The 25,090-nt window shown below is 74.7% G+C and carries 22 protein-coding genes; 8 read left to right on the forward strand and 14 right to left on the reverse strand.

All coding sequences use genetic code 11. From position 1 onward, the window contains the following. Positions 1–108: 108 nt before the first annotated feature. A complete protein-coding gene (locus tag BM093_RS12160) occupies positions 109–1,293 on the forward strand; it encodes a cytochrome P450 (protein ID WP_245773477.1) in 1,185 nt (394 codons plus the stop codon). 9 nt (positions 1,294–1,302) lie between these two features. Here BM093_RS12160 and BM093_RS12165 read toward each other — a convergent pair whose 3' ends face one another. The 8 genes from BM093_RS12165 to BM093_RS12200 all read right to left on the reverse strand — a co-directional run bounded on the left by BM093_RS12165 (position 1,303) and on the right by BM093_RS12200 (position 9,377). Next, positions 1,303–3,066 (reverse strand): MFS transporter, encoded by a 1,764-nt coding sequence (locus tag BM093_RS12165; RefSeq protein ID WP_093341685.1) that lies wholly within the window; start codon positions 3,064–3,066, stop codon positions 1,303–1,305. Between the two features lie 101 nt (positions 3,067–3,167). Beyond that, entirely contained in the window at positions 3,168–3,806 is a 639-nt protein-coding gene (locus tag BM093_RS12170; protein ID WP_093341688.1) for a pyridoxamine 5'-phosphate oxidase family protein, read from the reverse strand. A gap of 46 nt (positions 3,807–3,852) precedes the next feature. Beyond that, positions 3,853–4,809, reverse strand: a complete 957-nt coding sequence (locus BM093_RS12175; RefSeq protein ID WP_093341690.1) for a ketopantoate reductase family protein — start codon at positions 4,807–4,809, stop codon at positions 3,853–3,855. After that, positions 4,806–5,144 (reverse strand): MmcQ/YjbR family DNA-binding protein, encoded by a 339-nt coding sequence (locus BM093_RS12180; protein WP_177238419.1) that lies wholly within the window; start codon positions 5,142–5,144, stop codon positions 4,806–4,808. Before BM093_RS12180 ends, BM093_RS12175 begins: the two co-directional genes overlap by 4 nt. Before the next feature lie 43 nt (positions 5,145–5,187). Next, entirely contained in the window at positions 5,188–5,913 is a 726-nt protein-coding gene (locus tag BM093_RS12185) for an alpha/beta fold hydrolase (protein ID WP_093341695.1), read from the reverse strand. A 9-nt stretch (positions 5,914–5,922) separates the two neighbouring features. Then, on the reverse strand, positions 5,923–6,735 hold the full coding sequence (locus tag BM093_RS12190; RefSeq protein WP_143105345.1) for a hypothetical protein: 813 nt from the start codon (positions 6,733–6,735) through the stop codon (positions 5,923–5,925). A 73-nt stretch (positions 6,736–6,808) separates the two neighbouring features. Further along, entirely contained in the window at positions 6,809–7,156 is a 348-nt protein-coding gene (locus tag BM093_RS12195; protein WP_143105346.1) for a hypothetical protein, read from the reverse strand. A gap of 283 nt (positions 7,157–7,439) precedes the next feature. Then, positions 7,440–9,377: an Hsp70 family protein gene (locus BM093_RS12200; protein ID WP_093341702.1), complete on the reverse strand. Its 1,938-nt coding sequence runs from the start codon at positions 9,375–9,377 to the stop codon at positions 7,440–7,442. A 234-nt stretch (positions 9,378–9,611) separates the two neighbouring features. Between BM093_RS12200 and BM093_RS12205 the strand changes: the two genes are divergently transcribed. The 4 genes from BM093_RS12205 to BM093_RS12220 all read left to right on the forward strand — a co-directional run bounded on the left by BM093_RS12205 (position 9,612) and on the right by BM093_RS12220 (position 14,906). Further along, complete coding sequence (locus tag BM093_RS12205) at positions 9,612–10,448, forward strand: hypothetical protein (RefSeq protein WP_093341705.1); 837 nt, start codon at positions 9,612–9,614, stop codon at positions 10,446–10,448. Between the two features lie 118 nt (positions 10,449–10,566). Next, positions 10,567–11,400 carry an IniB N-terminal domain-containing protein gene (locus BM093_RS12210; protein ID WP_093341708.1) on the forward strand — a complete coding sequence of 278 codons (834 nt, stop codon included), beginning with the start codon at positions 10,567–10,569 and terminating at the stop codon, positions 11,398–11,400. A gap of 198 nt (positions 11,401–11,598) precedes the next feature. Continuing rightward, positions 11,599–13,428 carry a dynamin family protein gene (locus BM093_RS12215; RefSeq protein ID WP_093341710.1) on the forward strand — a complete coding sequence of 610 codons (1,830 nt, stop codon included), beginning with the start codon at positions 11,599–11,601 and terminating at the stop codon, positions 13,426–13,428. After that, positions 13,425–14,906: a dynamin family protein gene (locus tag BM093_RS12220; protein ID WP_093341711.1), complete on the forward strand. Its 1,482-nt coding sequence runs from the start codon at positions 13,425–13,427 to the stop codon at positions 14,904–14,906. The genes BM093_RS12215 and BM093_RS12220 overlap by 4 nt, the downstream gene beginning before the upstream one ends. Here the strand turns inward: BM093_RS12220 and BM093_RS12225 are convergent. Together BM093_RS12225 and BM093_RS12230 are read right to left on the reverse strand one after the other, a co-directional pair. Further along, positions 14,903–15,799: a DUF2268 domain-containing putative Zn-dependent protease gene (locus BM093_RS12225; protein WP_093341714.1), complete on the reverse strand. Its 897-nt coding sequence runs from the start codon at positions 15,797–15,799 to the stop codon at positions 14,903–14,905. The genes BM093_RS12220 and BM093_RS12225 overlap by 4 nt on opposite strands. 47 nt (positions 15,800–15,846) lie before the next feature. Next, a complete protein-coding gene (locus BM093_RS12230) occupies positions 15,847–16,893 on the reverse strand; it encodes a zinc-binding dehydrogenase (RefSeq protein WP_342742986.1) in 1,047 nt (348 codons plus the stop codon). A 76-nt stretch (positions 16,894–16,969) separates the two neighbouring features. Between BM093_RS12230 and BM093_RS12235 the strand changes: the two genes are divergently transcribed. After that, on the forward strand, positions 16,970–17,548 hold the full coding sequence (locus tag BM093_RS12235) for a TetR/AcrR family transcriptional regulator (protein WP_218162746.1): 579 nt from the start codon (positions 16,970–16,972) through the stop codon (positions 17,546–17,548). Between the two features lie 4 nt (positions 17,549–17,552). Here BM093_RS12235 and BM093_RS12240 read toward each other — a convergent pair whose 3' ends face one another. Further along, positions 17,553–20,201 carry a helix-turn-helix transcriptional regulator gene (locus BM093_RS12240; RefSeq protein ID WP_143105347.1) on the reverse strand — a complete coding sequence of 883 codons (2,649 nt, stop codon included), beginning with the start codon at positions 20,199–20,201 and terminating at the stop codon, positions 17,553–17,555. A gap of 82 nt (positions 20,202–20,283) precedes the next feature. Between BM093_RS12240 and BM093_RS12245 the strand changes: the two genes are divergently transcribed. Then, entirely contained in the window at positions 20,284–20,937 is a 654-nt protein-coding gene (locus tag BM093_RS12245; RefSeq protein ID WP_218162747.1) for an IspD/TarI family cytidylyltransferase, read from the forward strand. 160 nt (positions 20,938–21,097) lie between these two features. Here BM093_RS12245 and BM093_RS12250 read toward each other — a convergent pair whose 3' ends face one another. After that, positions 21,098–22,723 carry a GMC oxidoreductase gene (locus BM093_RS12250; protein WP_093341722.1) on the reverse strand — a complete coding sequence of 542 codons (1,626 nt, stop codon included), beginning with the start codon at positions 22,721–22,723 and terminating at the stop codon, positions 21,098–21,100. A gap of 24 nt (positions 22,724–22,747) precedes the next feature. Then, positions 22,748–23,377, reverse strand: coding sequence for a TetR/AcrR family transcriptional regulator (locus BM093_RS12255; RefSeq protein WP_177238420.1), 630 nt, complete (start codon positions 23,375–23,377; stop codon positions 22,748–22,750). A 57-nt stretch (positions 23,378–23,434) separates the two neighbouring features. Here BM093_RS12255 and BM093_RS12260 point away from each other — a divergent pair, with 57 nt between their 5' ends. Beyond that, entirely contained in the window at positions 23,435–23,878 is a 444-nt protein-coding gene (locus BM093_RS12260) for a hypothetical protein (protein WP_218162748.1), read from the forward strand. On the opposite strand, the gene BM093_RS12265 is transcribed toward BM093_RS12260, so the two are convergent. Further along, positions 23,809–25,023: a class I SAM-dependent methyltransferase gene (locus BM093_RS12265; RefSeq protein ID WP_177238421.1), complete on the reverse strand. Its 1,215-nt coding sequence runs from the start codon at positions 25,021–25,023 to the stop codon at positions 23,809–23,811. The genes BM093_RS12260 and BM093_RS12265 overlap by 70 nt on opposite strands. Between the last annotated feature and the right edge of the window lie 67 nt (positions 25,024–25,090).

Raw genomic sequence — 25,090 nt, forward strand, 5'->3', positions numbered from 1 at the left:
TCCGCTGGTCACGGGCAATTCTCGATGCACCGTTCGATTAAGTCAAGCGGATGATTTACGTTTCAGCGGGTCTCCGACGACCCTATGCCCACCACCGAGGAGCACCGGATGAGCACCACCGCCACCCGCCCGGCCGGCTTCGGCCCGGCACCCGACGTCGAGGCCCTGCGCGAGCGGCCCGGACCCGTGCAGGTCCCGACCCTCTTCGGGCCTCCGGCCTGGCTGCTGACCCGGCACTCCGACGTCCGCCGGATGCTCGGCGACGCCGAGACCTTCCGCAACGGGTGGACCCCCGCCGACCTGCAGGGCGACACCGCCCGCGACCCGCGGCAGCTCTCCGGTGACCGCAGCGGCAACCTGCTGGCGCTCGACCCGCCCGACCACACCCGGCTGCGCCGGATGCTCACGCCGGAGTTCACCGTGCGCCGGATGCGCCGGCTGGAGCCCCGGATCGTCGAGATCGTCGACGACCACCTCGACGCGCTGGAGCGGCACGGCCCCCCGGCCGACCTCGTCTCCCGCTTCGCGCTGCCGATCCCCTCGCTGGTGATCTGCGAGCTGCTCGGCGTCCCGCCCACCGACCAGGACGAGTTCCAGACCCGCACGGCCCGCCAGCTCGACATGACGCTGGGCGAGGAGGAGCGGACCTCGCTCGCCGCGGAGGCGCTCGCGTACATGCAGGACCTGGTCGCCCGGGCCCGCCGCACGCCCGGTGAGGACCTGCTCGGGATGCTGATCCGCGAGCACGCCGACGCGATGAGCAACGACGAGCTCGTCGGCGTCGCGAACCTGCTGCTGGTGGCCGGGCACGAGACGACCTCGAACATGCTCGCGCTCGGCACGCTCGCCCTGCTGCGCCACCCCGAGCAGCTCGCGCTCGTCCGGGACGACGACGCGGCCGTCCCCGCGGCGGTGGAGGAGCTGCTGCGCTGGATCTCGATCGTGAACTCGGGCTCGCCGCGGCTGGCCACCCGCGACGTCGAGTTCGACGACGCCGTCGTCCGCGCGGGCGACCTGGTCCTGTTCAACCTGCCCACGGCCAACCGCGACCCGGCGGCCACCGACGACCCGGACCGCCTGGACGTCACCCGGGGCCAGACCGGCCACCTCGCGTTCGGGCACGGGGTCCACCACTGCCTGGGTGCCCCGCTGGCCCGGATGGAGATGCGGGTGGCCTTCCCCGCGCTGCTGCGCCGCTTCCCGGGGCTGCACCCGGCCGTCGCCGACGAGGACATCGCCTGGGCCCCGCACAAGGCGATCTTCGGCCTCGAGGAGCTCCCGGTCGCCTGGTAACCGGAGCGGTCAGCCGCGGTGGCGGCCGTTCGCCGAGAGGGCCTCCGCGAACGGCATCACCGGGGTGACCGCCGGTCCGTCGGTCCGCTCCGGCCGGTCGGCCGGGTGCAGCTGCACGTCCCGGTGGTGCGGGCCGGCGCCGGTGAGGTGCTCGGCGTGCGACAGCCCGTCCCGCTGGACGACGAGCAGCTGCGACGCGCCGGGCTCCGCCGCCGGCACCGCGTAGGTGCCGTCCGGGCCGCTCCGGGACCGCCCCAGCAGCACCCCGCCGTGTCCGACGACGGAGACGACGGCGTCCGGCACCGCGGCGCCCGCGGTGCGCACCACGCCGCGCACCAGCGCGTCCGCGGGCGCCTCGTCGGCCGGGGCGGCGGCCGGCGGCGTGGCCTCCGGGCGGCGCGGGATGAACCCGGTGATCACCAGGGCGACCAGGGCGGTCGCCGAGCCGAGCAGCATGGCCAGCACGAACGCGGCCTCGGTCGGCACCGCGCTCCCACCCGTCGAGACCGTTATCCGGGCGAGCAGGACGCCGGTGACCGCGCTCGCCGTCGAGGTGCCGATGGCCCGCATCAGGTTGTTCAGGCTGTTCGCCGCCGCGGTCTGCGTGACCGGGACCGCGGCCATCACCAGCGACGGCATCGCGCCGTAGGCCAGACCGACGCCGGAGCTGATCACCACCGAGCTGAGCAGCAGGTGCCAGACCGCGGAGTGGAACGCGGCGCCGAGCAGGTAGCCGGCCGCGACGACCGCGGCGCCGACCATGAGCGTCGTCCGCGGGCCCGACGCGGCACTGATCCGCGCCGACACCGGCGACATCGCCATCATGCACAGACCACCGGGCGCCAGGATCAGACCGGCGACGACGATCGACTGGCCGAGTCCGTAGCCGGTCTCGGCCGGCAGCTGCAGCAGCTGCGGGAAGACCAGCGACATCGCGAACATCGAGAAGCCGAACACCGCCGAGGCGGCGTTGGTCAGCAGCACCTGACGGCGACGGCTGATCCGCAGGTCCACCAGCGGGTGCGGGGTGCGCAGCTCCCACAGCCCCCAGCCCAGCAGGGCGACCACGGCCACCGCGAACAGCGAGAGGGTGGTCGGCGACGCCCAGCCCCAGCCGCCGCCCTTGGACACCGCCAGCAGCAGGCAGATCAGGGCCACCGACAGCGCGACCGCCCCGAGCAGGTCGAACCGGCCACCCGCGCGCTGCGGCGACTCCGGGACCAGGGTCACCACCAGCACCGCGGTGACCAGGCCGAGCCCGCCCGCCGCCCAGAACAGCACGTGCCAGTCCGCGACCTGGGCCAGCAGCGCCGACAGCGGCAGGCCCAGCGCCCCGCCCACCCCGAGCGAGGCACTCATCAGTGCCGTGGCCGACCCGAGCCGCGACGCCGGCAGCTGGTCGCGCATGAGGCTGATGCCCAGTGGCACCACGCCCGCGGCGAGGCCCTGCAGGGAGCGGCCGACGACGAGCGGGACCAGCGTGCTGCTCAGCGCGGAGATCGTGGAACCGACGACCAGCACCATCAGGCAGAACAGGAGCATCCGGCGTTTGCCGACCATGTCGGCGAGCCGGCCCACCACCGGGGTCGCGACGGCCGCGGCGAGCAGGGTGGCGGTCACGACCCACGTGGCGTCCGCGGCCGAGGCGTCGAGCAGCCGGGGGAACAGCGGGACCAGCGGGATCACGATCGTCTGCTGCAGCGAGACGACGATGCCGGCCAGTGCTAGTACGGCGACGAGCACGTTGTCGCGGCCGGCGACGGGGCGGGTCATGGAGACTCCGGGAGGGGGAGGCGAGCAGAACCTCCTCAATGTAAATCAGGTGCTTGACTTAAGCGAATCCGGCAAATCCGGCCGGAGTGCTTCCTCCCCGGTCAGTACAGGCGTTCGGCGAGGGACCGGCCGTAGTACTCCTCGAGCTTCTCCAGCGGCTCGTCCGGGCGGGCGAGCTGCTTCGCGATCGCGGCGACCGAGGGGAGCCGGTCCTCCTGCGGCCAGCTGTCGGTCCGCCACAGCTCGGAGCGCATGAAGGCCTTCGGGCAGTGGAAGAACACCTGCTCGACGGTGACCTCGCAGGCGAGCAGCGGGCGGCGCCCCCGCACGGCGAGCGCGTCGAAGTAGTCCGCGTCGCGCACCAGGCGGGCCCGGCCGTTGATCCGGAGCGTGTCGGTGCGGCCGGGCACCAGGAAGATCAGCCCGGCGTGCGGGTTCTCCAGCACGTTGCGCCAGCCGTCGACGCGGCCGTTGCCCGGGCGCTCCGGGATCACGACCGTGCGCTCGTCGACGACGTGCACGAAGCCCGCCGGGTCGCCCTTCGGGGAGACGTCGCAGCTGCCGTCCGCGCCGGCGGTCGCCAGCAGGAGGAACCGGGACACCGCCAGCCACTCGCGATGGACGTCGAGCAGACGGTCGCGTTCCTTGGCCAGGGCCGGGCCCATCGGCTCGCCGGTGATCTCCTGCAGGTCGGCGAGCGTGCGGATCTCGGTCGCGGAGTGCTCGGTCGTACTGGTCATGGGCCCACGGTAGGTATCGCGCGACCGGTGGACGTCCTCTTTTCGGCTACAGCTCCGCGGCCCGCCGCGAGGCGGGCGGCTCGCCGGCGGCGGCCATCTCCTCGGCCACGCGCAGCAGCTCGGCGTTCACCGGGGTCGGGACACCGTGCACCGCACCCAGCGCCACGATCTCGCCGTTGAGGTGACGGGCCTCGATCGAACCGCTGCCGCGGGAGAGGCTCTGCCAGGACGACGAGCCCCGCCGACGGTGCCCGGCGACCGGCCGCTCGGTGATGATCCCCTCCCGGCGGACGCGGTCGTCGTCACCGGTGCGGGCGGTGATCCCGGCCGCGGCCAGGCACGCCCGGCCCTCCGCGGTGGCGGCCCGGACCACCCGTCCGGCGTCCGGGTCGGCGAATCCACTGATCGCGTCCACCGCGTTGCCGAGGTTGGTGAGCAGCTTGCCGTACTTGGCGTCCAGCACCGCGGGATCGGTTCGGGAGGCGAACCCGGCGGCCGTGAGGTCCGCGGCGATCGCCGTGCTCGTCGCGTCCACCCCGCACGGGTAGGCGCCGACGTCGAGCACCCCGGGCACCGGAGCCGACGACGCGATCACCACGCCGGGCGCGTAGTGCTCGGCGGGGAGGATCACCAGCACCGCCTGCACCCGGTCGAACAGCTCCGCGGCGGCACGTTCGTTGGCGACGCCGTTCTGCGCACAGGCCACGGTGACCCCCGGCGCGACGGCGGCCAGCTCCGCCAGCACCGCGGCGGTGTCCTGGGACTTCACCGCCAGCACCGCGACATCGCCGGGGCACCAGGACACCTCGGTCACCGACCCGGCCACCGGGACCCGGTGCACGGTCGAGCCCTCGGGGGTGTCCAGGCGCAGGCCGTGTGCCCGGATCGCGTCCCGGTGCGCGCCGCGGGCGACCAGCACGACCTCGCGGCCGGCGCCGTGCAGCCGGGCGCCGATCGTCCCGCCCACGGCACCGGCGCCGACGACCACGTAGCGGGCGCTCACGCGTCGAACCTGCGGACCACTGTCACCGGCGCCTTGCGCCGCCACGCCTCCTCGATCAGCTCGGCGAGCTGAGCCGGGTCGACGCGGTCGAGGTCGACGAGGATCGCGCCGTAGCCGTCGTAGTGCGGGGTGGTGGTGAAGGCCGGGTCACCGGAGGCGAGCAGGGCCTCCTTCTCCTCGAGCGAGCACATCAGCACCAGCAGGTCGTCGGCCTCGGTGCGCAGCCGGGCGAAGCTCCGGGAGCGGACCTTCAGCGCCGGCGTCCGGTAGGACGTCGACTCCTCGACCTCCGGCAACGCGCATCCGATGCGCACGACGTCGTCCCAGCTCGGCATGCGGACCATCCTGCCCTGCCCGGGCCGCGCGTTCGTGGAGGAATCAGACCGGTAGGTGCTCCGCCAGGAAGCCGTCGACGGCGGCCCTCCCCGCGGGCACGTACTCCCCGGCCTTCCACCGCTCCACCAGCTCCGCACCCGGCGCGAGGTCGGCGAGCCGCCGGGACACCGACTCGGGGTGGTACTCGTCGCCGCCCATGAGGACCAGCCACGGCGTCGTGACCCGGGCGAGCGCCTCGTCGGGCACGGAGAACAGCATTCCGCCGCCGCCGTACATGTTCGTCCGGAACGAGGCCCAGTCGTCCTCGGACGCCTCCGGGTGGCCGGCCGCCAGCCCGTCCCGCCAGGTATCGAAGATCTCCTCGAACCGGTGCTGGTTGCCGTCCCGGCCGATCGGCTGCAGGGCGACCGCCGCACGGACCCGCTCCGGTGCGGTGACCAGCAGGTTCGCGATGTAGGCCCCGCCGATGCACATGCCGAGCACCGCGCACTCGTCGACACCGAGGTGGTCGAGCAGGGCGAGCTGGTCGGCGGTGTAGGTGGGCCAGCCGTCCGAACCGTGCACCTCGGCGACCGAGGACCCCGCGTTCCGCTGGTCCATCGCGATCAGCCGGTACCGGTCGGCGAGGTGCTCGATCGGGTTCCACGGCGCCGAGTCCCAGGCGCTGATCGCCGACCGCATCCCACCGGGCGCGATCAGCAGGATCGGGGGTCCGGAGCCGTACTCCTCGTAGTGCAGGGTGACGCCGGGACGCTGCAGGGTCGGCATGCCGGGAGGTTAGGTCACCCGGGAGGGGGCCCGCTTTTCCGGACGCCGGCGCGCCAGGACCGAGGTCCCGTAGACGACCAGCACCAGGCCGAGGACGAGCAGCCAGGTCGCGCCGGGTCGCACGGTGTCGTCGAGCAGGGTGATGCCGACCATCCCGGGCACCACGACCTGCACCACCATGTACAGCGCGGTCACGGTGGCGATGTCACCCAGCTGCAGCGCGCGGGCGTAGTTGTAGAGCCCGGTCACCGCCATCCCGGCCAGCACGTAGACCAGCGGCTCGGCCAGCAGCCCGGCCAGCTCGATCCCCTCGGAGACGTGCATGGCGCGGATGCACACCGAGCCGCCGCCGAGGCCGAGCCCGGCGAGCACCGCCGACGGCCACGGCCTGGTGAGCGGCCGGACCGCGAGCGTCGCCACCATGAACAGGACCAGCGCGGCGACCAGGACGGTGACCGTGGTGCCGTGGCCGGTCAGGGCCTGCTTGCGCTCGGTCCCGGCGCTCCCCGCGACCAGCGCGAGCCCGATCATGCTGGCACCGATCGCGAGCCGGTGCACCGGGCGCAGCCACTCGCCGCGGAAGTACCGGGCGTAGAGGGCCGTCATCGCGATCGCACCGGCCAGCGTCGCCTGCACGGCGAAGATCGGGATGAACTGCAGGGCGACGACCAGGCAGAGCCAGGTCACGATGTCCATGCCGATCCCACCGACGAAGCGGGGCCGGGTCAGCACCGCGCTCGTCCGGCCGCCCTTGCGGGCCGCGTCGGCCTGCAGGATCGCCGCGACCGTGCTGCACAGCATCGCCAGCACGGCGAAGAGCATGCCGATCAACACGGACGCCCCCGGACGAACCGGATACGAGCGGTCACGGAGATCGGCACCGCTCGATTGTCGCCTATCGCTTGCGGGTCTCCGCCGGGCGGGCGGGCGACGACAGGGCGCTGCGCTGCTCCGGCACCGTCCTCGGCTGCGGGCTGATCTCGAAGAACCCGCTCATCAGGCCGGCGCCGCCGTTCTCCCCGCGCTCGGCGGCGTTCTTCCAGGCGGAGGCACCGGTGACCGCAGCGCGCCGCTCGACCAGCAGGGCCCGGGGGCGCTCGGTGAGCACCAGGACGAGCACCGTGATCGTGACGCCGACCAGCAGCGGTCCGCCGATCAGCAGGATCGGCCAGCCGAAACCCAGATATGCGAGTGCCAGGGCACCCGTCGCCATGGCGATGACCGCCCCCGCCAACCGTGTCACCACGCGCTCCCCTCGAACCGTGCTCACCGCGTGACCACCCGTAGTTTAACCACGTCAGTGGGGTGATCCGGCGCGACGCGGCCGGGTGCGCGGTCACACCTTCGCGGGCGGTCGGCCGACGGTCACGAGGGGCCGAGCCGGCGTGGGGGCTCCCGGTTCCACGCCGGCCCGGCGGTCCGAATCATCCCGCCCCACACGGAGTGCCGGGGGGCCGGGGGTCACTGGCCGCTGTCGTTGCAGCGCAGTGGGTGATCGGGTCGATCGGGCGGGGAGTGCCGAACGGTCAGGCGACCGCCTCCGACGCCGCGGTCGGCTCCGGGGTGACCGGCGTGGCCGGGGTCGTCTCCCCGGCCCCTTCGGTCGGGGCCGGTGCCGGGGACGCGGCCGAGTCGGTCGGGTCCGGTGTCGTCTGGTCCGAGGTGGCCGGGGGCGGTGTCGTCGTGTCCTCGGCGGGAGCCGGCGGAGTCGGGGCCGGCGGCACGGCGGGTGCGGACGTGCCCGCACCCGGGGTGGCGGTGCCCGGGCGGGCCGGTGCCGTCGTCCCCGGCGCCGTGGCGGTCGCCGGCCCGGCGGCCCCGCTCCGCCCGGCGACGGTCGCGTCGGCGGCGCGTGGGGCGGCCGGACCCGGGCCCGTGGAACCTCGCGGGGCGGTGGCCTCTTGCGAGTTCGTGGTGTCTCCCGGGGTGGCGCCTACCTGGGCAGCGCCTCCCGGAGCCGTGGTCCCGGGCGGCGGGGCGACGGGAGCCGGCGTGGGCACCGACGTCGACGGCAGGACCGGTGCGGCGCTGAGCTCCCCGATCGACGACTGCGTGGACGGCCAGAACAGCAGCGCCCCGGCGATCAGGGCCGCTCCGGCGACGCCGCCGGCGCCGAGCAGCAGCCGCTGCCGGGCCGCGGTGCGCGGCACGACGGGTGCCGTGCCGGTGTCCTGGGTGACCAGGGTGTCGAGGGCGGGCCGCTCGGGGTCGGCGGCCGCCGACGGTGCGGCGGCGTGGCGGGGCCGGCCGGGAACCCGGTGGGTACGCACGGACGGGAGCGGGCCGGTCGGTGCCCCCAGCAGCCCGACCGCAGCACCGGGCGCGGGGTCGTGGCGCGGCACCGGCTCGGGCCCGCGCGGGGCCGGAACCCGCTGCTGGGCGATCCCTCCCGGGACCGGCGCGATCCGGGTGCCCGGCCACGAGGTCCCCGCACCGGGGGCCACGGCCAGTGCCGCGCCCCGGGCGGCGTCGAGCACCGGGTCGGCGGCGACCGACAGCGGCCTGCCGAGCGCGGCCGAGAGCACCTGGACGGCCATCGGCATCCGCGCGGTGCCCCCGGCGAGCAGCACCTCGGCCTCCGGGGCCTCCGCGAGGGCCGCCTCGACCAGGTCGGCCACCGGATCGAGGACCGGGCGGGCGAGCTCGTCGAGATCCGAGCGGTGGATCCGGACCGTGGTCCGGATCCCCGGCAGCTCCACGCGGACGGTCGCGACGGTGTCGCTGGACAGCAGCTCCTTGGCCGAACGGCACTCGTCACGCAGGACGGTCAGGGCGGCGAGCACCGCGGGGGCCTCGACGTCCAGCGCGTCGAACGCGGCGGCCAGGTCCGGGGTGGCCCGGCGGACGAAGTCGAACACGGCGTCGTCGACGTCGGCACCGCCCGCGTCGGCCGCAGCGGTCGGTGCCGTGATCGACGGCAGCACCCCGGCAGCGGCCGGGGCCAGCACGGTCGCGGTGGCGCCGTTGCCGCCCAGGTCGACCACGGCGAGCGGCCGGGAACCGGGGGCACCGGTGCGGTGGGCCAGCGCCACCGCCTGCGGGGCCGCCACCAGGGAGACGGTCAGGCCGATCCGGTCCAGGGCCGCGGCCAGCAGGTCCCGCTTGTGCCGGCCCCAGGACACCGGGTGGGTCAGGCCGATGCGGGCCGGGAGCGCACCGCGGCGGGAGGCCACCTCGTCCACCAGGTAGCGGACCAGGCGCGCACAGAGGTCCTCGGCGTGGTGGGGGACGCCGCCGAGCGAGAGCGGGGTCGGGTCGCCGACCCGCGCGAGGAACCCGCGGGCCACCCGGTCCGGGTCGGCGGGCGCGCGCCGGCGCGCCGCCGTGCCGCAGAGCAGGTCACCGGCCGGGGTCGTGACGATGACGGCGGGCAGCTCGTGCACCGCACCTCCGCCGCCGGAGAGCGGGCGCACGGCGGCGGTCACCGTGGTCGCGCCCAGGTCGATCCCGAGCAGATAGGACATGTCCCTTCCCCTCGTCGGCGGCAGGTCCCCTCCCGAGTCCCATCGCTCGGTGACACCCCGTCGTTAGCCGGTCTCGCACAGCGATCCCCGTTGGGGGGCCGATCCCCTAACGCCCCCCATCGGGACCCGGAGCGATCCCCGATGGCCGGTGCGGCCGGCCCCCTTAACTTCGTTCCCATCACCGGCCGACGCCCTCGAGCCGGTCACACACCGAAACCCTCGGAGGCGAGTTCCATGGCGAACATCCACAGCCTGATCGACCTGATCAAGGTCCTGCTCAGCGGCGACAGCGAGAGCGTCCAGATCCAGGACTGGTACGAGAAGGACCCGCAGGCGGTCCTGCAGTACTACGGCCTCGACGAGTACACCCCCGAGGACGTCCACGACGCCATCGTCCTGATGCAGGACAACGACACCGTCTCCTTCGACCGGAACTACGACACCGGCTTCGACGGCGGCAAGGGTGGCTGGAACTGGGACGGCGGCAAGGAGGGTGGCCACGACGGCGGGCACCACCACGCGGCCGCGAGCCACGAGAAGGTCCACGTCACGGACAACTACTACGAGTACGACGTCGACGACCGCGACACCATCGTCGACAACTCGATCAACCAGAACGTCGACACCGGCGGCGGCGACTTCCGCCAGGACATCGAGACCAACTCGGTGACCGCCTCCGGCGACGGTGCCGTGGCCGCCGGTCGCGACATCGACGACTCCACGATCACCACCGGCAACGGCAACATCGTGGGCGACGACAACAACGTGGTCGACGGCGACGGCAACACCACCGCGTTCGGCTCCGGCGACGCCACCAGCGTCGGCGACATCAAGGCCGACAACGGCTCCGCGGTCTCCATCGGCGGCAACGCCACCGGCTCGAACGACACGGTGGACTCGTACAACGAGGACAACGACACCACCACGAACGAGACCGAGATCGAGGACTCGTACAACCAGGACAACAGCACGGACAACAGCCAGGACAACGACTCCTACCGCGAGGACAACAGCGTCACCGAGAACCACTTCGGTTCGCACAACTCGCTCGACATCGGCGTCGAGGCCTGATCGGTCCGACCGACCCGGTCACCGGGCCGGGCCCTGACCCGGCCCGGTGACCGCCCCCTCCCCGTTCCCGCCTCCCGTCGCCCGCCCGAGTGCGACGGCCCCCTCAGAGGAGATCGCCATGTCCGCCGAGAAGTCCCTGATCGAGTTCATCCTGGACCTGCTCCGGGACCCGGAGAAGCTGGCCGAGTTCAAGGAGAACCCGCACGGGATGCTGGCCTCCTGCGGCCTGTCCGAGGTGAGCGCCGACGACGTCCGCGACGCCATCGTCCTGGCCCAGGACAACGACGACGTCTCGTTCGACCGGAACTACAGCACCGGCAGCGACAAGGGCGGCGACCACAGCGGCGGCGGCCACCACGCCCCGCCGCCCCCGGTCGAGCACCCGAAGCCCGGCCAGGACCCGGTCGAGTACATCGACAAGTACGTGACCAACAACCACTACACGTACAACGTCGACGACCGCGACACCATCGTCGACAACTCGATCAACCAGAACATCGACACCGGCGGCGGCGACTTCCGCCAGGACATCGACACCAACTCGGTGGTCGCGTCCGGCGACGGTGCCGTGGCCGCCGGCCGTGACATCTCGGACTCGACCATCACCACCGGCGACGACAACATCGTCGGGGACGGCAACAACGTGGTCGACGGTGACGACAACACGACCGCCTTCGGCTCCGGCGACGCCACTCGGACCGGCGACATCTCGGCCGACGACGGCTCCGGCGTGTCCGTGGGCGGCAACGCCACCGGCTCGAACGACACGGTGAACTCGGGCAACGAGGACAACGACACCACCACGACGACGACCGACACCTCGGACTCGTACAACCAGGACAACAGCACGGACAACAGCCAGGACAACGACTCCTCGGTCGTCGACAACAGCGAGACCGTGGACCACACGCTGTCGCACAACGACGCCACCGCAGACGTCGTCCTCGGCTGACCCCCGTGAGTGGTTGTCGCGGCTCTGACCGTGATAACCACGCACGGGCGACTGGAGCAGTCGGTTCCACCGCACGACCCATCGGCCCCGATCACCCACCCGTGGGGTGACCGGGGCCGATGGCGTTCGTGTATCCATGACAGGAACGTGACGAGCGGTGTCCGGACCGCTCCGACAGCGATGGGGGGCGCAACGCACGTGGCGGTACCGGAAGCGGTCGGCCTGATCGATCTGGCCCTGAAGGCGGTGACCGCCTACGACCGCCCGGACCTCGCGCCCCGGCTGAAGCAGGCGAAGGGCCGGCTGACCGACCCGGCGGTGCGCGTGCTGGTCGTCGGCGAGTTCAAGCAGGGCAAGAGCCAGCTGGTGAACGCCCTGGTCAACGCCACCGTGTGCCCGGTGGACGACGACATCGCCACCGCCGTCCCCACCCTGGTCCGGTACGGCGAGGACACCACCGTGACCCTGGTCCGCGAGTCCACCGGCGGCGACGGCACCCCCGGCGAGCACGCCGAGCGCACCCCGGTCCCGCTCGAGAAGCTCGCCGAGTACGTCTCCGAGGGCGGCAACCCCGGCAACCGGGCCGGCCTCACCCGCGCCGAGGTCACCCTGCCCCGCAAGCTGCTGCAGAGCGGCCTGGTCCTGGTCGACACCCCGGGCGTCGGCGGGCTGGGCTCCGCGCACGGGGCGGCGACGATGTCCGCGCTGCCGACCGCCGACGCCGTCCTGCTGGTCTCCGACGCCAGCCAGGAGTACACCGCGCCGGAGATCGAGTTCCTGCAGGCGGCGCGCAAGCTCTGCCCGAACGTCGCCTGCGTGGTCACCAAGACCGACCTGTACCCGCACTGGCGGCGGATCGTGGAGCTCGACGAGGGCCACCTGCGGAACGCCCGGATCGGCGCGGAGCTGCTGCCGGTGTCGTCGGCGCTGCGGCTGCACGCGGCCCGCACCCAGGACCTCGACCTCATCGCCGAGTCCGGGTTCCAGGCGCTGGTCGGCTTCCTGCTGCGCAAGGTGGTCTCCCGGGCCGACGACCTGAGCCGCCGCTCGACCAGCCAGGACGTCCTCGCCACCTGTCAGTCGCTCGAGTCGCGGATGCGCGCCGAGCTGATGTCGCAGAACGACCCGGAGAAGGCCGGGGCGCTGGCGAAGGACCTGGAGGCCGCCCGGGCCCGGGTGGACGCGCTGCGGCAGCGCTCGGCCCGCTGGCAGACCACGCTGAACGACGGGGTCGCCGACCTGATCGCCGACATCGACTACGACCTGCGGGACCGGCTGCGCGCCGTCTCCCGGGACGCCGAGCAGCTGCTGGAGGACGCCGACCCGGCCGACATCTGGGAGCAGTTCGCCGAGTGGTTCCACAAGCAGGTCTCGCACGCGGTCGCGCAGAACTTCGTGTGGACGACCGAGCGGGCCCGCTGGCTGGCCGAGCAGGTCGCCGAGCACTTCGCCGAGGACGTCGACGTGCAGCTGCCCGAGCTGCGGATCTCCGGCGGCGCGGTGGCCGGCAAGGTCGACGCGCTGGAGATGCCGGTCGGGGAGAACTTCGGGGCCGGGCAGAAGCTCTTCGTCGGCATGCGCGGCGGGTACGGCGGGCTGCTGATGATCGGGCTGGCATCCACGGTGGCGGGGTTCGCGCTGCTCAACCCGCTCTCGATCGGCGCCGGTCTGCTGTTCGGCGCGAAGACCGTGCGGGACGAGAAGAAACGGCTCGTGCAGCGCCGTCAGGCCGAGGCCAAGAACGCCGTCCGCCGGCACATCGACGAGGTGACCTTCCAGGTCGGCAAGGACTCGCGGGACAACCTGCGCCAGATCCAGCGCGAGCTGCGCGACCATTTCACCGCCCTGGCCGAGGAGCTGTCGGCGTCGTTGAAGGGCTCGGTGGAGGCGGCGCAGACCGCGGTCAAGGACGACGCCGCCCGGCAGAAGCGGGTCGCGGACCTGGAGGCGGAGCTGGAGCGGGTCGAGGGCCTCGCCGAGCGGGCACGGAAACTGGCCGCGGCTGTGGACACAGCGGAGGCGTCGTGAGCGCACTGACCGACCAGACCCGGGCGCTGCTGCGGGCCGCCCTCGAGGTCTACGGCGACTCCCCGCAGGCCGCGGGCTGGTTGCGCCACCACCTGGAGCGGTTCGACGAGCCGTTGCGCGTGGCGATCGCCGGCAAGGTCAAGGCCGGCAAGTCGACCCTGCTCAACGCGCTGGTGGGGGAGCGGATCGCGCCCACCGACGCGGGCGAGTGCACGCGGATCGTCACCTGGTACGCCGACGCGCCCGCCCCCGGCGTACGGATGCGGATGCGCAACGGCGGGCCCGAGCGGCCGCTCACCCTGACCCGCCGCGACGGCGCCCTGCAGATCGACCTGCAGGGCACACCGGTGGAGAACGTGGACCGGCTGGTCGTCGACTGGCCGTCGCAGCACCTGCGGCGCACCAACCTGATCGACACCCCGGGCATCGCGTCGCTGTCGGCGGACACCTCGGCCCGGGCCGGGGAGTTCCTCACTCCCGAGGACGCGCCGTCACCCGCCGACGCCGTCGTCTACCTCATGCGTCACCTGCACGCCGGGGACGTGCGGTTCCTGGAGTCCTTCCACGACCGCGGCGTCGCCCGCGCGACCCCGGTGAACACGATCGCGGTGCTGTCGCGGGCCGACGAGATCGGCGTCGGCCGGCTCGACGCGCTCACCTCGGCCCGGCGCATCGCGCGCCGCTACCGCGGTGACGACAAGCTGCGCGGGCTGTGCCAGACCGTCGTCGCGGTCGCCGGGCTGCTCGCCGAGACCGCCCGCACGATGCGCCAGGACGAGTTCGTCGCGCTCGGCGAGCTGGCCGCCCTGCCCCGCGCCGACGTCGAGGCCCTCCTGCTGTCCGCGGACCGGTTCGGGCGCACCGAGCTGGACCGGCCGGACTCCACGACCCGGATCCGGCTGCTGGAGCGGTTCGGCCTGTTCGGGGTGCGGCTGGCGACCACGCTGATCCGGCAGGGGGTGAAGGACCCGACCGCGCTGGCCGACGACCTGGTCCGCCGGTCCGGGCTGGACGAGCTGCGCCGGGTGCTCGACACCCAGTTCTCCGAGCGCCGGGACCTGCTGAAGTCGCGATCGGCGCTGCTCGCGGTGGACCTGGTGCTGACCCGGGAACCCCGCCCGGCCGGGGCCCGGCTGCGGGCCGAGGTGGAACGCATCCTGGCCGGAGCGCACGAGTTCGTGGAGCTGCGGGCCCTGTCCGACCTGCGCGCCGGGAAAATCGTCTTCCCGCCGGAGGCCCTGGCCGACGCCGAACGCCTGCTCGGCGGGGACGGCGGCTCCGCGGTCGCCCGCCTCGGCCTGGGCGACGGCGCCGGCCCCGGCGAGCTGCACGGCGCGGCCACCGAGGCGCTGCGGCGCTGGCGGCGCCGGGCGGAGAGCCCGCTGACCGGCCGGGCCTCGGCGGAGGCCGCGCGGATCGTCGTCCGGTCCTGCGAGGGCCTGCTCGCCGCGCCCGCCCGGCACCACGCCCACCACTAGCGGGAGACCTGCAGCCGCCGCAGTGCCGTGTCGATCACCTCCCGGGAGTCGGTCAGGAGCGCCTGCGCGGCGGACCGTCCGGTGGCCGCGAGGTAGGCGTCCACCAGCCGGTTCCCGGCCGCGTACCCGGCTCCGGTGGGCAGCCCCACCGGCTCGGCGCCGAAGCGGGCGGCGTGCGCGTCGCCGTGCACCCAGGCGGCGAACTGCGCCATCCCGGTCACCTCCAGGCCCTCGAGCACGCGGGCGAACGCCGCGTCGTCGTGCCGCGGCGCGACGCCGATCCGGGCGAGGCCGAGCTCGTCGCCGTAGCGCTCACGGGCGAAGGCGTCGGCCAGCCCCTCGGAGACCACGTGCTCCCCGACGGTCACCGCGGCCGGGTCCCAGACGACGTTGCCGGGCGCGTAGCGGACGTTGTGGTGCAGCTCGTGCACCGCGGTCGCCTCGAGCCGGTCGAGGTTCTCCGGGTCGCGCCACAGGCAGAGGTGCAGGTAGCCGGTCACCGAGCCGTTGGCGGTGAGCCCGAGGTTGGTGGTGTGGAAGAAGTCGTCGCCGGGGTCGCCCAGCACCAGCAGGACGACGACGTCCGGTGCGGTGACCCCGGGGTTCGCGGCCTCCAGCACGGCCGCACCCTCCCGCACGGCGGTGTCCACCCGGTTCCACGCGTCGGCCTCGCGGAGCAGGCGCAGACCCTCGGCACACGCCTCGATGTCCCGGTCGATCGGGAAGCCCCCGCCCATCCGGTGCAGGGCGACGAGGTCCGGTTCACCGGGGAAGTACCGGTAGAGGCCGGCGGCCGGTTCGAGCATCGCGCGGAGCAGCGGCTCCCGCTCGGCCGCGGGGGCCTGCAGGATCCGCTCCATCGCGGGGGCGGTGTCCAGAACGGTGACGGTCATGCCCGGAAGGATCGGCCCTCCAGCGGCTGGAGAGGCAAGTCCTCCGATCAGGGCAGCACCACGATCTTGCCGGTGTGCTCGCCCCGGGCGAACTCCTGCTGGGCCGCGTGGATGTCGACCAGCGCGTGCCGGGCGGCCACGCGGGGCCGGATGCCTCCGGCGCGGGCGATCCCGGCGAGCCGGGCGAAGTGGGCCGGGGTGTGCATCGACGAGCCGATCAGCGCGATGTTGTGCAGGTACAGCCGCCGCAGGTCGAGATCGATCACGGCCCCGCCGAGCGCGCCGGCGACCACCCACCGGCCGCCGTCGTGCAGCGCGGGCAGCAGCGCCCCCACGGCGGCCCCGCCGACGACGTCGGCCACCGCGTCGAGCCCGTCCGGGGCGGCCGTCGCGACCGCGGCGGCGAGGTCCCCGTCGTCGCGGTGGACCACCCGGTGGGCACCGGCCTCGGCGACGAGCTCGCTCTTGGCCCGGCTGGTCGACGCGACGACCCGGGCGCCACGCGCGGCGGCGAGCTGCACCAGCGCCAGCCCCACCCCGCCGGACGCCCCGGTGACCAGCAGCGTCTCCCCGGAGCCGACCCCGGCGCGTTCCAGCATCCCCATGGCCGTGCCGTAGGAGACCGGCAGGCAGGCCAGCTGCTCGTCGGTCAGCGGGGAGCCGGTCACGTCGTGCACCCGCTCGGCGGCGACCAGCACGTGCCCGGCGAACCCGCCGTCGGCCTCGCTGCCCAGCAACCCGACCGGGTTCGCCCCGTCGCCGGGACCGTCGTAGAGCGCGGGGTCGACCAGCACCCGGCGCCCCGTGAGCTCCGGGTCGCCCCCGGGCCCGACGGCGTCGACCGTGCCGGCGATGTCCCCGCCCTGGATGCGCGGGAACTGCACCGGGCCGCGCCATCCCGCGAGGGCGTCCGGGCGTCCGGGCAGCCCGTACGCGCCCTGCCGGGTCCACACATCGGTGTTGTTCACCGCCGCCGCGGCCACCCGGACCCGCACCTCGCCCGGGCCCGGCTGCGGCACCGGGACCGCGCGCACCTGCAGCATCTCCGGACCGCCGAACCCGGTCAGCACCGCGGCCGTCATCGTGCCTGCCACCACAACCTCCTACACTGATCTGTGAAGTTCGGGGCCGACGATAGGTACACAGGTCTGTGAACACAAGGAGGGCGGCGTGAGTCCGGAACCACCACCGTTGACCCGGGGCGCCCGGCGCATCCTCGAGGTCGCGTCGGAGCTGTTCTACTGGCGCGGCATCCACGCGGTCGGGGTCGACACGATCGCCGCGGAGTCGGGGGTGACCAAGCGGACCCTCTACGACCGCTTCGGTTCCAAGGACAACCTGGTCGCGGCCTACCTCGCCGCCCGGGACCGGCGCTGGCGCGAGCTGGTCACGGCCCGTCTCGAGGCGGCATCGCCCGATCCGGTGGCCCGGGTGCTCGTGCCGTTCGACGTCCTGCCCGGGTGGCTCGCCCCGGCGACCCGGGGCTGCGGGTTCGTCAACGCCTTCGCCGAGCTGCCCGACCCCGAGCACCCCGGCAGGCGGATCGTCGTCGCCGAGAAGGCGTGGCTGCGCGACCTGTTCCACGACCTGCTGGTCGAGGCGGGCGCCCGCGACCCCGACGTCCTCGCCGCCCAGCTGCTCACCCTGCACGAGGGCGCGATCGTCACCCACGCCGTCGCCGGCGACACCCGGGCCGTGGCCGGCGCCCGGTCGGCCGCCGAGGCGCTGCTCGCCGCTGCACGCCCGTAGCGGGTCAGGACTCGCGGCCCTCGAGGATCCGGCGCAGCTGGGCGAGCAGCTCGCCGCGGCTCCCCGCGCCGAGCCGCTGCCGGATCCGCGCCACGTGGTGCTCGACGGTCTTCGCCGAGATGAACAGCGTCTCGCCGATCTCCTTCTGGGTGCGGCCCTGCACGACGAGCTCGGCCACCTCCAGCTCCCGCTCGGACAGCAGCGAGGGGGCGGACTCGCCCTCGGGCTCGCTCCGGGCCGCCGGGACGGCCGGCGCGGCACCGCCCGGCGGCGCGGCCGGGGCCGCCCCGGCACCCCCGGCCTCGGACGGCGCCGGATCGGTCGCCGAACGGACGTCGGCACCCGCGGCCTGCAGCGCCCGCGCACACGCCAGCAGCGCCGACACCGCGCGCCGGTCCTCGGTCCGCAGCGCGGCCTGCCCGGCGAGCCGGCCGCCGTCGAACGACAGCCCGACGGCGTGCAGCCCGCGTGCGGCGTCCTCGACCGTCTCCGGGTCGACCCGGTTCTCCAGCACGCCCACCCAGTGCGGCGCCGCGATCGCCATGGCGTGCGCGAACCGGCTGCCCCCGGCCGCCTCCTGCAGCGCGGCCGTGTGCGACCGGGCCGCCTCGACGTCGTCGACCAGCACGGCGGCCTGCAGCTGCGCCCAGTGCAGCGGGGCCGACCACAGCGCGGGCCTGCCCAGCCGCTCCAGCAGCGCGGTCGCCTCGTCCAGGTGCGGCGCGACCCAGCTCTCCTCCCGCAGCCGGGTCGCGGCCGTGACGAGCTCACCGAGCGGCTGCAGCACGAACAGGTCCACCGGGTGACGCACGATCGCCTGCCGGGCCCGGGTCCAGGACCGCATCAGCGCCCCGAGGTCGGAGTTGCGGCGGGCCAGGGCCACCTGCAGCGCGGCGGCGAGGAACTCGTCGCGCGGCTCCAGCGGCCGCCCCGCCCGGGCGGCCTCGGCGTCGACCGTGGCGAGCCGCTCCTCCGCCGCCCCAGTGGCGCCGCGCAGCAGCGCGATCCAGCCCAGCAGCAGCCGGTGCCGGGGCCGGGCGGGGGTACCGCCGAGCCCGGTGCGCAGCGCGCGGTGCAGCACCGACGCCGCGACGTCGAACTCCCCGGTGTGCACCGCGACCAGCGCGGCCAGTGCGGCCGGGGTGTCCGGCAGCAGCGCCGCGCCGCGGGCGCTCTCCAGCAGCCCGGCCGCGCGGGCCAGGCCGGACAGCGCCGCCGTCGGCGAGCCCTGCACCGAGTCCAGCATCCCGCGGGCGGTGAGCTCGTCGGCGCCGTCGACGAGCGTCGGGGCCCGGCCGGGGACCGGCCCGCCGGTGCCGTCGAGGATCTCGCGGGCCTCGTCCCGCGCGCCGGTCCCGATCAGGACCGGGACGGCGGCCGCGGGCGGGTGCTCGCCGGCCACGGCCGCGGACCACCGGTACAGCTCGGCGCTGCGGGACAGCAGGCCGCGGCGGGCGAGCACCGCCGCCGCCACCCCACCGGCCCGGACGGCGTCCTCCGGCTCGACCGCGCCGGTCGCGGACAGCACGGCGTCGGCGTGGGAGAGCGCGCCGTCGAGGTCGCCGGCGACCAGGTGCGCCTCGGCCCGGCCGGCCGCCACGGTCAGCGGCGACGTGCCGGCGGCGACGGCCTCGGCGTAGAACCGGACGGCGTCGGGGTGCTCCTCCCGGGCGGCCTCCGCGGCCGCGGCCACGAACACCGCCGCGGCCCGCTCACCGGTCGCGCCGGACCCGCGCAGCGTGCGGGCGACGGCGAGCACGCTGCCCCCGCGCTCCAGCTCGATCTCGGCCAGCATGCGGCGCAGCTCGGTGCGCCGGGCCGGGGCGACCCGGGCGCGGACGGCCTCCCCGACCAGCGGGATCACCCGGCCGTCCGGGGTGCACAGCCCGGCCGCGACGGCCCGCTGCACCAGCTCGTCGAGCTCGTCGATGCCGCTGCCCGCGGCGTCGGTCAGACCGAGCAGCGGGACCAGCACCTCGCTGTCCGAGGGGGCACCGAGCGCAACCGCGGTGATCATCTCGACCACCCGGGGGTCCTCGGCGTCGACCACGTAGCCGATCTGCTCGGCGAGCTGCGGCGGGACGGCCCCGGTCGCGGACCCGGTCCCGAGGAGCCGGTCGACCAGCATCGGCGAGCCGGCCGTGCGCTCCAGGACGGCCCGCAGCGCGTCGTCGGGCAGCGAGGTCCCCGCCCGCACGGCCCGCGCCGCGACCCCGGCGGCGTCCAGCGCGCCGAGCACCAGCGGCGGGGCGCCCGCGGCGAGCGCCGCACCGAGGCGGGCCAGCGCCCGCCCGCGCGGCCAGGGCCGGAACGCCACCACCATCCGCGCGCCGGGCAGGCCGGCGAACCGGCGGAGCCGGTCCAGCTCGTCCTCGGGGAGCTCGTGGGCGTCGTCGACGACGAGCACCGGCCCGGCCTCGGCACCGGCGGCCCCGGCACCGGCGATCTGGGCACCGGCGTCGGTCCAGGCCCGCACGAGCGCGCGCAGCACGGTGGACTTGCCGGCCCCGGCGGGCCCGGTCAGCGCCACGGTCCGCGGCTCGGCGGGCTCCGCGACGACCGCGCGGACCAGCGCGATCGATCCCGGCCCGCCGGCGAGCGGGCCGGTGGTGGACACGTCCGGGGACGTGCTCGCCGGTGCCACTGCGCTCACGCCGCCTCCTCACCCGTCGGAGTGGCCGAGGTTATCGGGTCCGGTGTCCGGTTCGGCCCGAACCCCGGGCAGGATCACCGGTGTGCGTGACGAGGTCTGGGCGATCGTGCTGGCGGGCGGGACCGGGGCCCGGTTCGGCCGGCTCAAGCAGCTGGCGGAACTGGCCGGATCGCGCCTGGTCGACCACACGGTCGGCGCGGCGCGGCGGACGTGCGACCGGGTCGCGCTGGTCCTGCCGGCCGGGGTGGAGTGGGACGGCGAGCCGGTCGACGCGCTGGCCGTCGGTGGCGACCACCAGTCGGAGTCGCTGCGGTCCGGGCTCGATGCCGTCCCCGCCGACGCCGGGATCCTGGTGCTCGCCGACCCGGCGCACCCGCTGGCCGCGGACCGGCTGTTCACCGACGCGATCGCGGCGGTCCGGGCCGGTGCCGACGGCGCGGTGCCGGTCGTGCCGATGCTGGAGGTCGTGCAACGGGTGGTGGACGGCGTGGTGGTCGAGACCCTGCCCAAACAGGACACGGTGATCACCCAGTCGCCGCAGGCGTTCCGCGCGGACGTGCTGCGGGCCGCGCACGCCGGCGCACCGCGCCCGGTGGAGAACTCCGGGATGCTCGCCGCGTCCGGGCACCGGGTGGTCACGGTGCCCGGCGACCCGGCGAACCTGCACGTCGCGACGGCCGAGGACCTGGCGGTCGTGCGGCGCCTCGCCCGGGCCCAGGCCCCCTCGACGAGTTAGTGCCCCGTCAGGAAACGTCCAGCACCGAACTCGGCGGCCCAGCTGCCCGCTCGCGGCGTTGCCGGACAGGCCGAGTACCTCCGGTACTGGGCCTGCCCGGCGCCTTGCGAGCGAACACCTGGATCCACCGATTCCGATGCCGACGTTCCCCGACGAGGCACTAGAAGACCGTTCCCGCGTCGGTCGCGACCAGCTCGTCGGTGGCCCGCTCCACGACCGCGGCGATCGTCATCGACGGGTTGCAGGCCGCGGTCGTGCCGGGCATCAGTGCGCCGTCGAGCACGTAGAGGCCGCGCTGGCCGTGCACCCGGCCCGCCGCGTCGCACACGCTGCCGATGCAGGCCCCGCCCAGCGGGTGCCAGGTCGTGGGAGCGACGTAGGTGGTGTCGGCGAACGTCCCGCCGGGGCCGGTGATCCGGTGCATCCGCTCGTGGATGCGGCGGGTCAGCGCCGCGTCGCCGTCGGGCGGCCAGTGCAGGACGGCCTCCTGCCGGACCGGGTCCCACCGGTAGCGGCCGCGGCCGTCGCTGACGCCGTAGCCGACGATCATCGTGGTCCGCAGGTCCGGCACCGGCGGCAACGACGCCTGGATCACGGTGTTCGCGGTGGCCGGGTCGGCCCAGTCCTTGCTCCCGTAGACCACCGGCCCGCCCTGCGGGGTACCGAAGTCGTCGCCCAGCGAGGTCCAGGTGCAGATCCGGTCGCCGTTGGTACCCCAGTTCTCGCCCAGCCCGTCCGGCAGGTCGCCGATCGTGCCGTGCTCGCGGGCCCGCAGCAGCAACCGGTTGGTGTTCGCCGTGCCGGCCGCCAGCACCAGCGCCGGCGTGGTGAGGATCTTCTTCTCCAGGACCGTGCCGTCGGAGTCGATCCGGTCGACGTGGGCCTCCCAGCGGCCGTCCGGGGTACGCGCCACGTCGGTGACCTGGTGCTGCGGGGCGACGGTGACCAGCCCGGTCGCCTCGGCCGCGGCGAGGTACGTGACGTCGACGGTGTGCTTGCCGCCGTTGTTGACGCCGAACGAGCAGTCGCCGTTGGTGTAGGAGGGCGCCATCTCCCCGCGCAGCTCGCGCAGCGCGACGTCCCAGTCGATCGGCATCGGGATCTTCTCGACGTCGTACCCGGCCGCCTCGGCCCGGCGGCGGAAGGCACGCGCGGCGGCGTAGGTCGGGCTCCGGACCAGCTCGTCCGGGGCGGTGGCCAGGCGCAGCATCCGCGCCACCCGCGGGTAGTGCTCGCGGGCGAGCAGGCCGTAGTCCAGTTCGGACGGCATGGTCGCCTCGAACAGCTCCCGGGTCGGCTGCAGCGACATGCCCTGGTAGAGCAGTGAACCGCCGCCGACACCGGCCGCGCAGAAGGTGTCCATGCCCAGCCCGGAGACCCGCTCCAGGACGCCGACGTAGCGTCCCAGCGCCCCGAGCGGGGTGCCCCCGCCGAGAGCGCCGAGCAGCAGCGACAGCGGGGTCGCGAGCTCGTCGAACGGGTCGGTGACCGAGCCCATCCAGATCATCCGCTCGTCGGGCGAGCGGGTGGGGCGCGCGAAGGTCTCGGCGTCCGGGCCGGTCGGCCAACGGCGGCCGCGTTCGAGCACGGTGACCGGGACACCGGCCTCGGCGAACCGCAGGGCCGTCACCCCGCCGCCGAACCCGGAACCGACCACGACCACCCGGTGCTCCTCGCGGGTCACCGGGACCCGGGCCGGGGAGGCGGCGGCGACGCCGCCGAGCAGGCCGATCCCGGTCAGGGCGGCCCCGCCGGCCAGGACGGACCGGCGGCTGATCGTGCGCACGTGGTGGTTCTCCCTCGTTCTCGCTCAGGTCCCGTCCGGGTCGGCTGCATGATCATCGAGCAGCGCCCCGGACACCAGGCCGCGCGCCGCGTCGGCGACGTACTGCTCGTCGGCCTCGGGAGCGAGGCCGAGGACGACCCCCTGGGTGATGCCGACCAGCAGCGCGCGGAGCGCGGTCGTCAACCGCCGGGCCTGCCGGTCGCCGACGACGCCGCCGTCGTGCTCCCGGCCGGTGAACAACGCGACGAGCTGATTCTCCTGCGCGGCCACCGTCTCCGTGAGCCGGGTCCGCATCCCGGGGGTGCGCAGCGCCATGTCGAGCAGGGTGAGCTGCAGGCCCAGCTCGGACCGGGCGCCGGGCAGATCGCAGCGGCGCCGCAGGAACCGCGCGACGGCGTCGACCGCGTCCCGCAGGTCCGCCCCGGCCGGGACCGCCCGCTCGAGCCCGGCGTACTCCGGGCGCAGGTGATCGGCGACGAGTGCGGCCACGAGCTCGTCCTTGCTGCCGAACAACGAGTACACGGCACCCGTGGTCAGGCCCGCCCGGTCGGCGATCTCGTCGAGGCGGGCGCGGTACCCGTCCCGGGCGACGAGCTCGAGTGCGGCGTCGAGCAGGGCGCGGCGATTGCGTTCCTTGATCTCCGCTCTCGTCACTCTCATAATTTGGTTATCTTAGTAACGAGATTACTGAAATCGACAGGGGGTGCGGTCATGACACAGGGCGCAGCGGTGCCGAGGGGCGGAATGGCGGCGGGGATCATCGCCGACGGTCTGGTGAAACTCGCGCTCGGCACCGTCGTCACGGCCGGCGCCGGCCGGCTCGGTGCGGCGCTGGGCGTGCCCGTCCGGTCGACGGTCGCCGGCGGTGTCGCGCTGGTGCTCGCGGGCGGGCTGGAGCTCGGCCACCTCCGCCGGCGGCCACTACGCACCTACCTGCGGCTGATGACCGGCTTCGACAGCGGCCTGGCCCTGGCGTCCCTCGCCGCCGTCGTCGTCGCCCGGCAGGGCGGGGCCGGGGGCTCGGTGTGGGTCGGCTACCTGACGGTCGCCTCCCTCGGGTTCGCGGCCGTGCTGGCGGCGCCCCGTCAGACCGTCAGCAGCTCCGTCGACCCCAGCCCGAGCTCGTCCAGAGTGGACCGCACCTCGCCGGCGTAGACCCGGTTCATCAGCAGCACCGCCCGCGGGGGCGCCACCGTGAGGTCCTTCGGTGCCCGGATCGGCAGCCCGAGCCCACCCATGTAGCGCCCCTGCAGGCCGGGGTTGATGTCGACGACGCACTGCACCGCGCCGGGGGCGGCGCTCCCGGCGGCATCTCCACCGACGGCGATGTTGAGGAAGGTCAGCCCCTTCGCGCCGCCGCCCCACACGGCGACCTCGTCGCCGGCGCCGGCCCGGTCGCCGAGCCACGCCCGCCAGTGCCCGATCTGCTCGTCCACCCGGGCGGCGAAGTCGTGGCAGGCGGTGCGCAGCGCCTCCCGCAGGTGCGCCGGCAGCTCGGGCACGCCGGGGGTGCCGCCCGGCCCGGCCTCGGCGACGACGTACTGGTCGGCGTAGGTGAGCCGCACCGCGGGCTCGGGCCCGTCCACCCCCGCGAAACCGGCACCGAGCAGGAACGTGCGCAGCGTCGCCGGGGTGAAGTAGGAGCAGTGCTCGTACTGCAGGTCCCAGAACGCGCCCTCGTCGAGGATCCGGCCCAGGTCCGGCACCTCCGCGAGCAGGGCCCGGCCGCCACCGCGGACCAGGCCCGCGTGCAGCTCCGCGGCGAACGGCGCCAGTGCCGGGATGTGCTCGAGCGTGTGCCGGCAGACCAGCGCGGCGGTACCGGGCTCGACCTGCTCCCGGGTGAAGGTCTCCGGGACGGCGGTGAGCCGGTCGGTCCACTCCGGACGTACCCGCTCGGGGCCGAAGTGCGGGTCGACGCCGGTCACCCGGCCGACCCCGGCTCCCAGCAGCTCGACGGCGAAGTCGCCCGACCCGCAGCCGACCTCGACGACGTGCTCCCCGGCCAGCCCGAACCGCGACACCCAGTCGGCGGTGATCTCCGCGGCGTAGGCGGCGAACCGCGGCGAGTGGTGCTGGGACTCCTCGTGGTCGCCGGTGTAGTCGAGCAGGCCCGAGTCGAAGTCGCGGTTGAAGACCGTGCCGCAGCGCTCGCACAGCACCAGGACCTGGTCACCGACACTCACGGCCCGGGCCGCCCCGGGGTCGGGGAGCACCGCGGTGCCGTGCACCGGGAGACCGGTGACGGAGAAGAACGGGTCGCCGGCGGGGGTGTCGCAGGCGGGGCAACGGGACAGCACCCGGCGAGCGTAGTCGTGCGGCATGTGGGTCAGCAGTTCAGTGGGTCAGCAGTCCAGTGGGTCAGCG

The organism is Pseudonocardia ammonioxydans (assembly GCF_900115005.1).
GTDB classification, from domain to species: Bacteria; Actinomycetota; Actinomycetes; order Mycobacteriales; family Pseudonocardiaceae; genus Pseudonocardia; species Pseudonocardia ammonioxydans.

Bases quoted from the DNA above. Each gene is read 5' to 3' on its own strand.
- BM093_RS12190 (WP_143105345.1), bottom strand. From the start codon at position 6,735: ATGCTCTTCGCCGTGCTGGCGATGCTGTGCAGCACGGTCGCGGCGATC.
- BM093_RS12210 (WP_093341708.1), top strand. From the start codon at position 10,567: ATGTCCGCCGAGAAGTCCCTGATCGAGTTCATCCTGGACCTGCTCCGG.
- BM093_RS12200 (WP_093341702.1), bottom strand. From the start codon at position 9,377: ATGTCCTATCTGCTCGGGATCGACCTGGGCGCGACCACGGTGACCGCC.
- BM093_RS12185 (WP_093341695.1), bottom strand. From the start codon at position 5,913: ATGCCGACCCTGCAGCGTCCCGGCGTCACCCTGCACTACGAGGAGTAC.
- BM093_RS12260 (WP_218162748.1), top strand. From the start codon at position 23,435: ATGACACAGGGCGCAGCGGTGCCGAGGGGCGGAATGGCGGCGGGGATC.
- BM093_RS12160 (WP_245773477.1), top strand. From the start codon at position 109: ATGAGCACCACCGCCACCCGCCCGGCCGGCTTCGGCCCGGCACCCGAC.
- BM093_RS12170 (WP_093341688.1), bottom strand. From the start codon at position 3,806: ATGACCAGTACGACCGAGCACTCCGCGACCGAGATCCGCACGCTCGCC.
- BM093_RS12205 (WP_093341705.1), top strand. From the start codon at position 9,612: ATGGCGAACATCCACAGCCTGATCGACCTGATCAAGGTCCTGCTCAGC.
- BM093_RS12180 (WP_177238419.1), bottom strand. From the start codon at position 5,144: ATGCCGAGCTGGGACGACGTCGTGCGCATCGGATGCGCGTTGCCGGAG.
- BM093_RS12165 (WP_093341685.1), bottom strand. From the start codon at position 3,066: ATGACCCGCCCCGTCGCCGGCCGCGACAACGTGCTCGTCGCCGTACTA.
- BM093_RS12225 (WP_093341714.1), bottom strand. From the start codon at position 15,799: ATGACCGTCACCGTTCTGGACACCGCCCCCGCGATGGAGCGGATCCTG.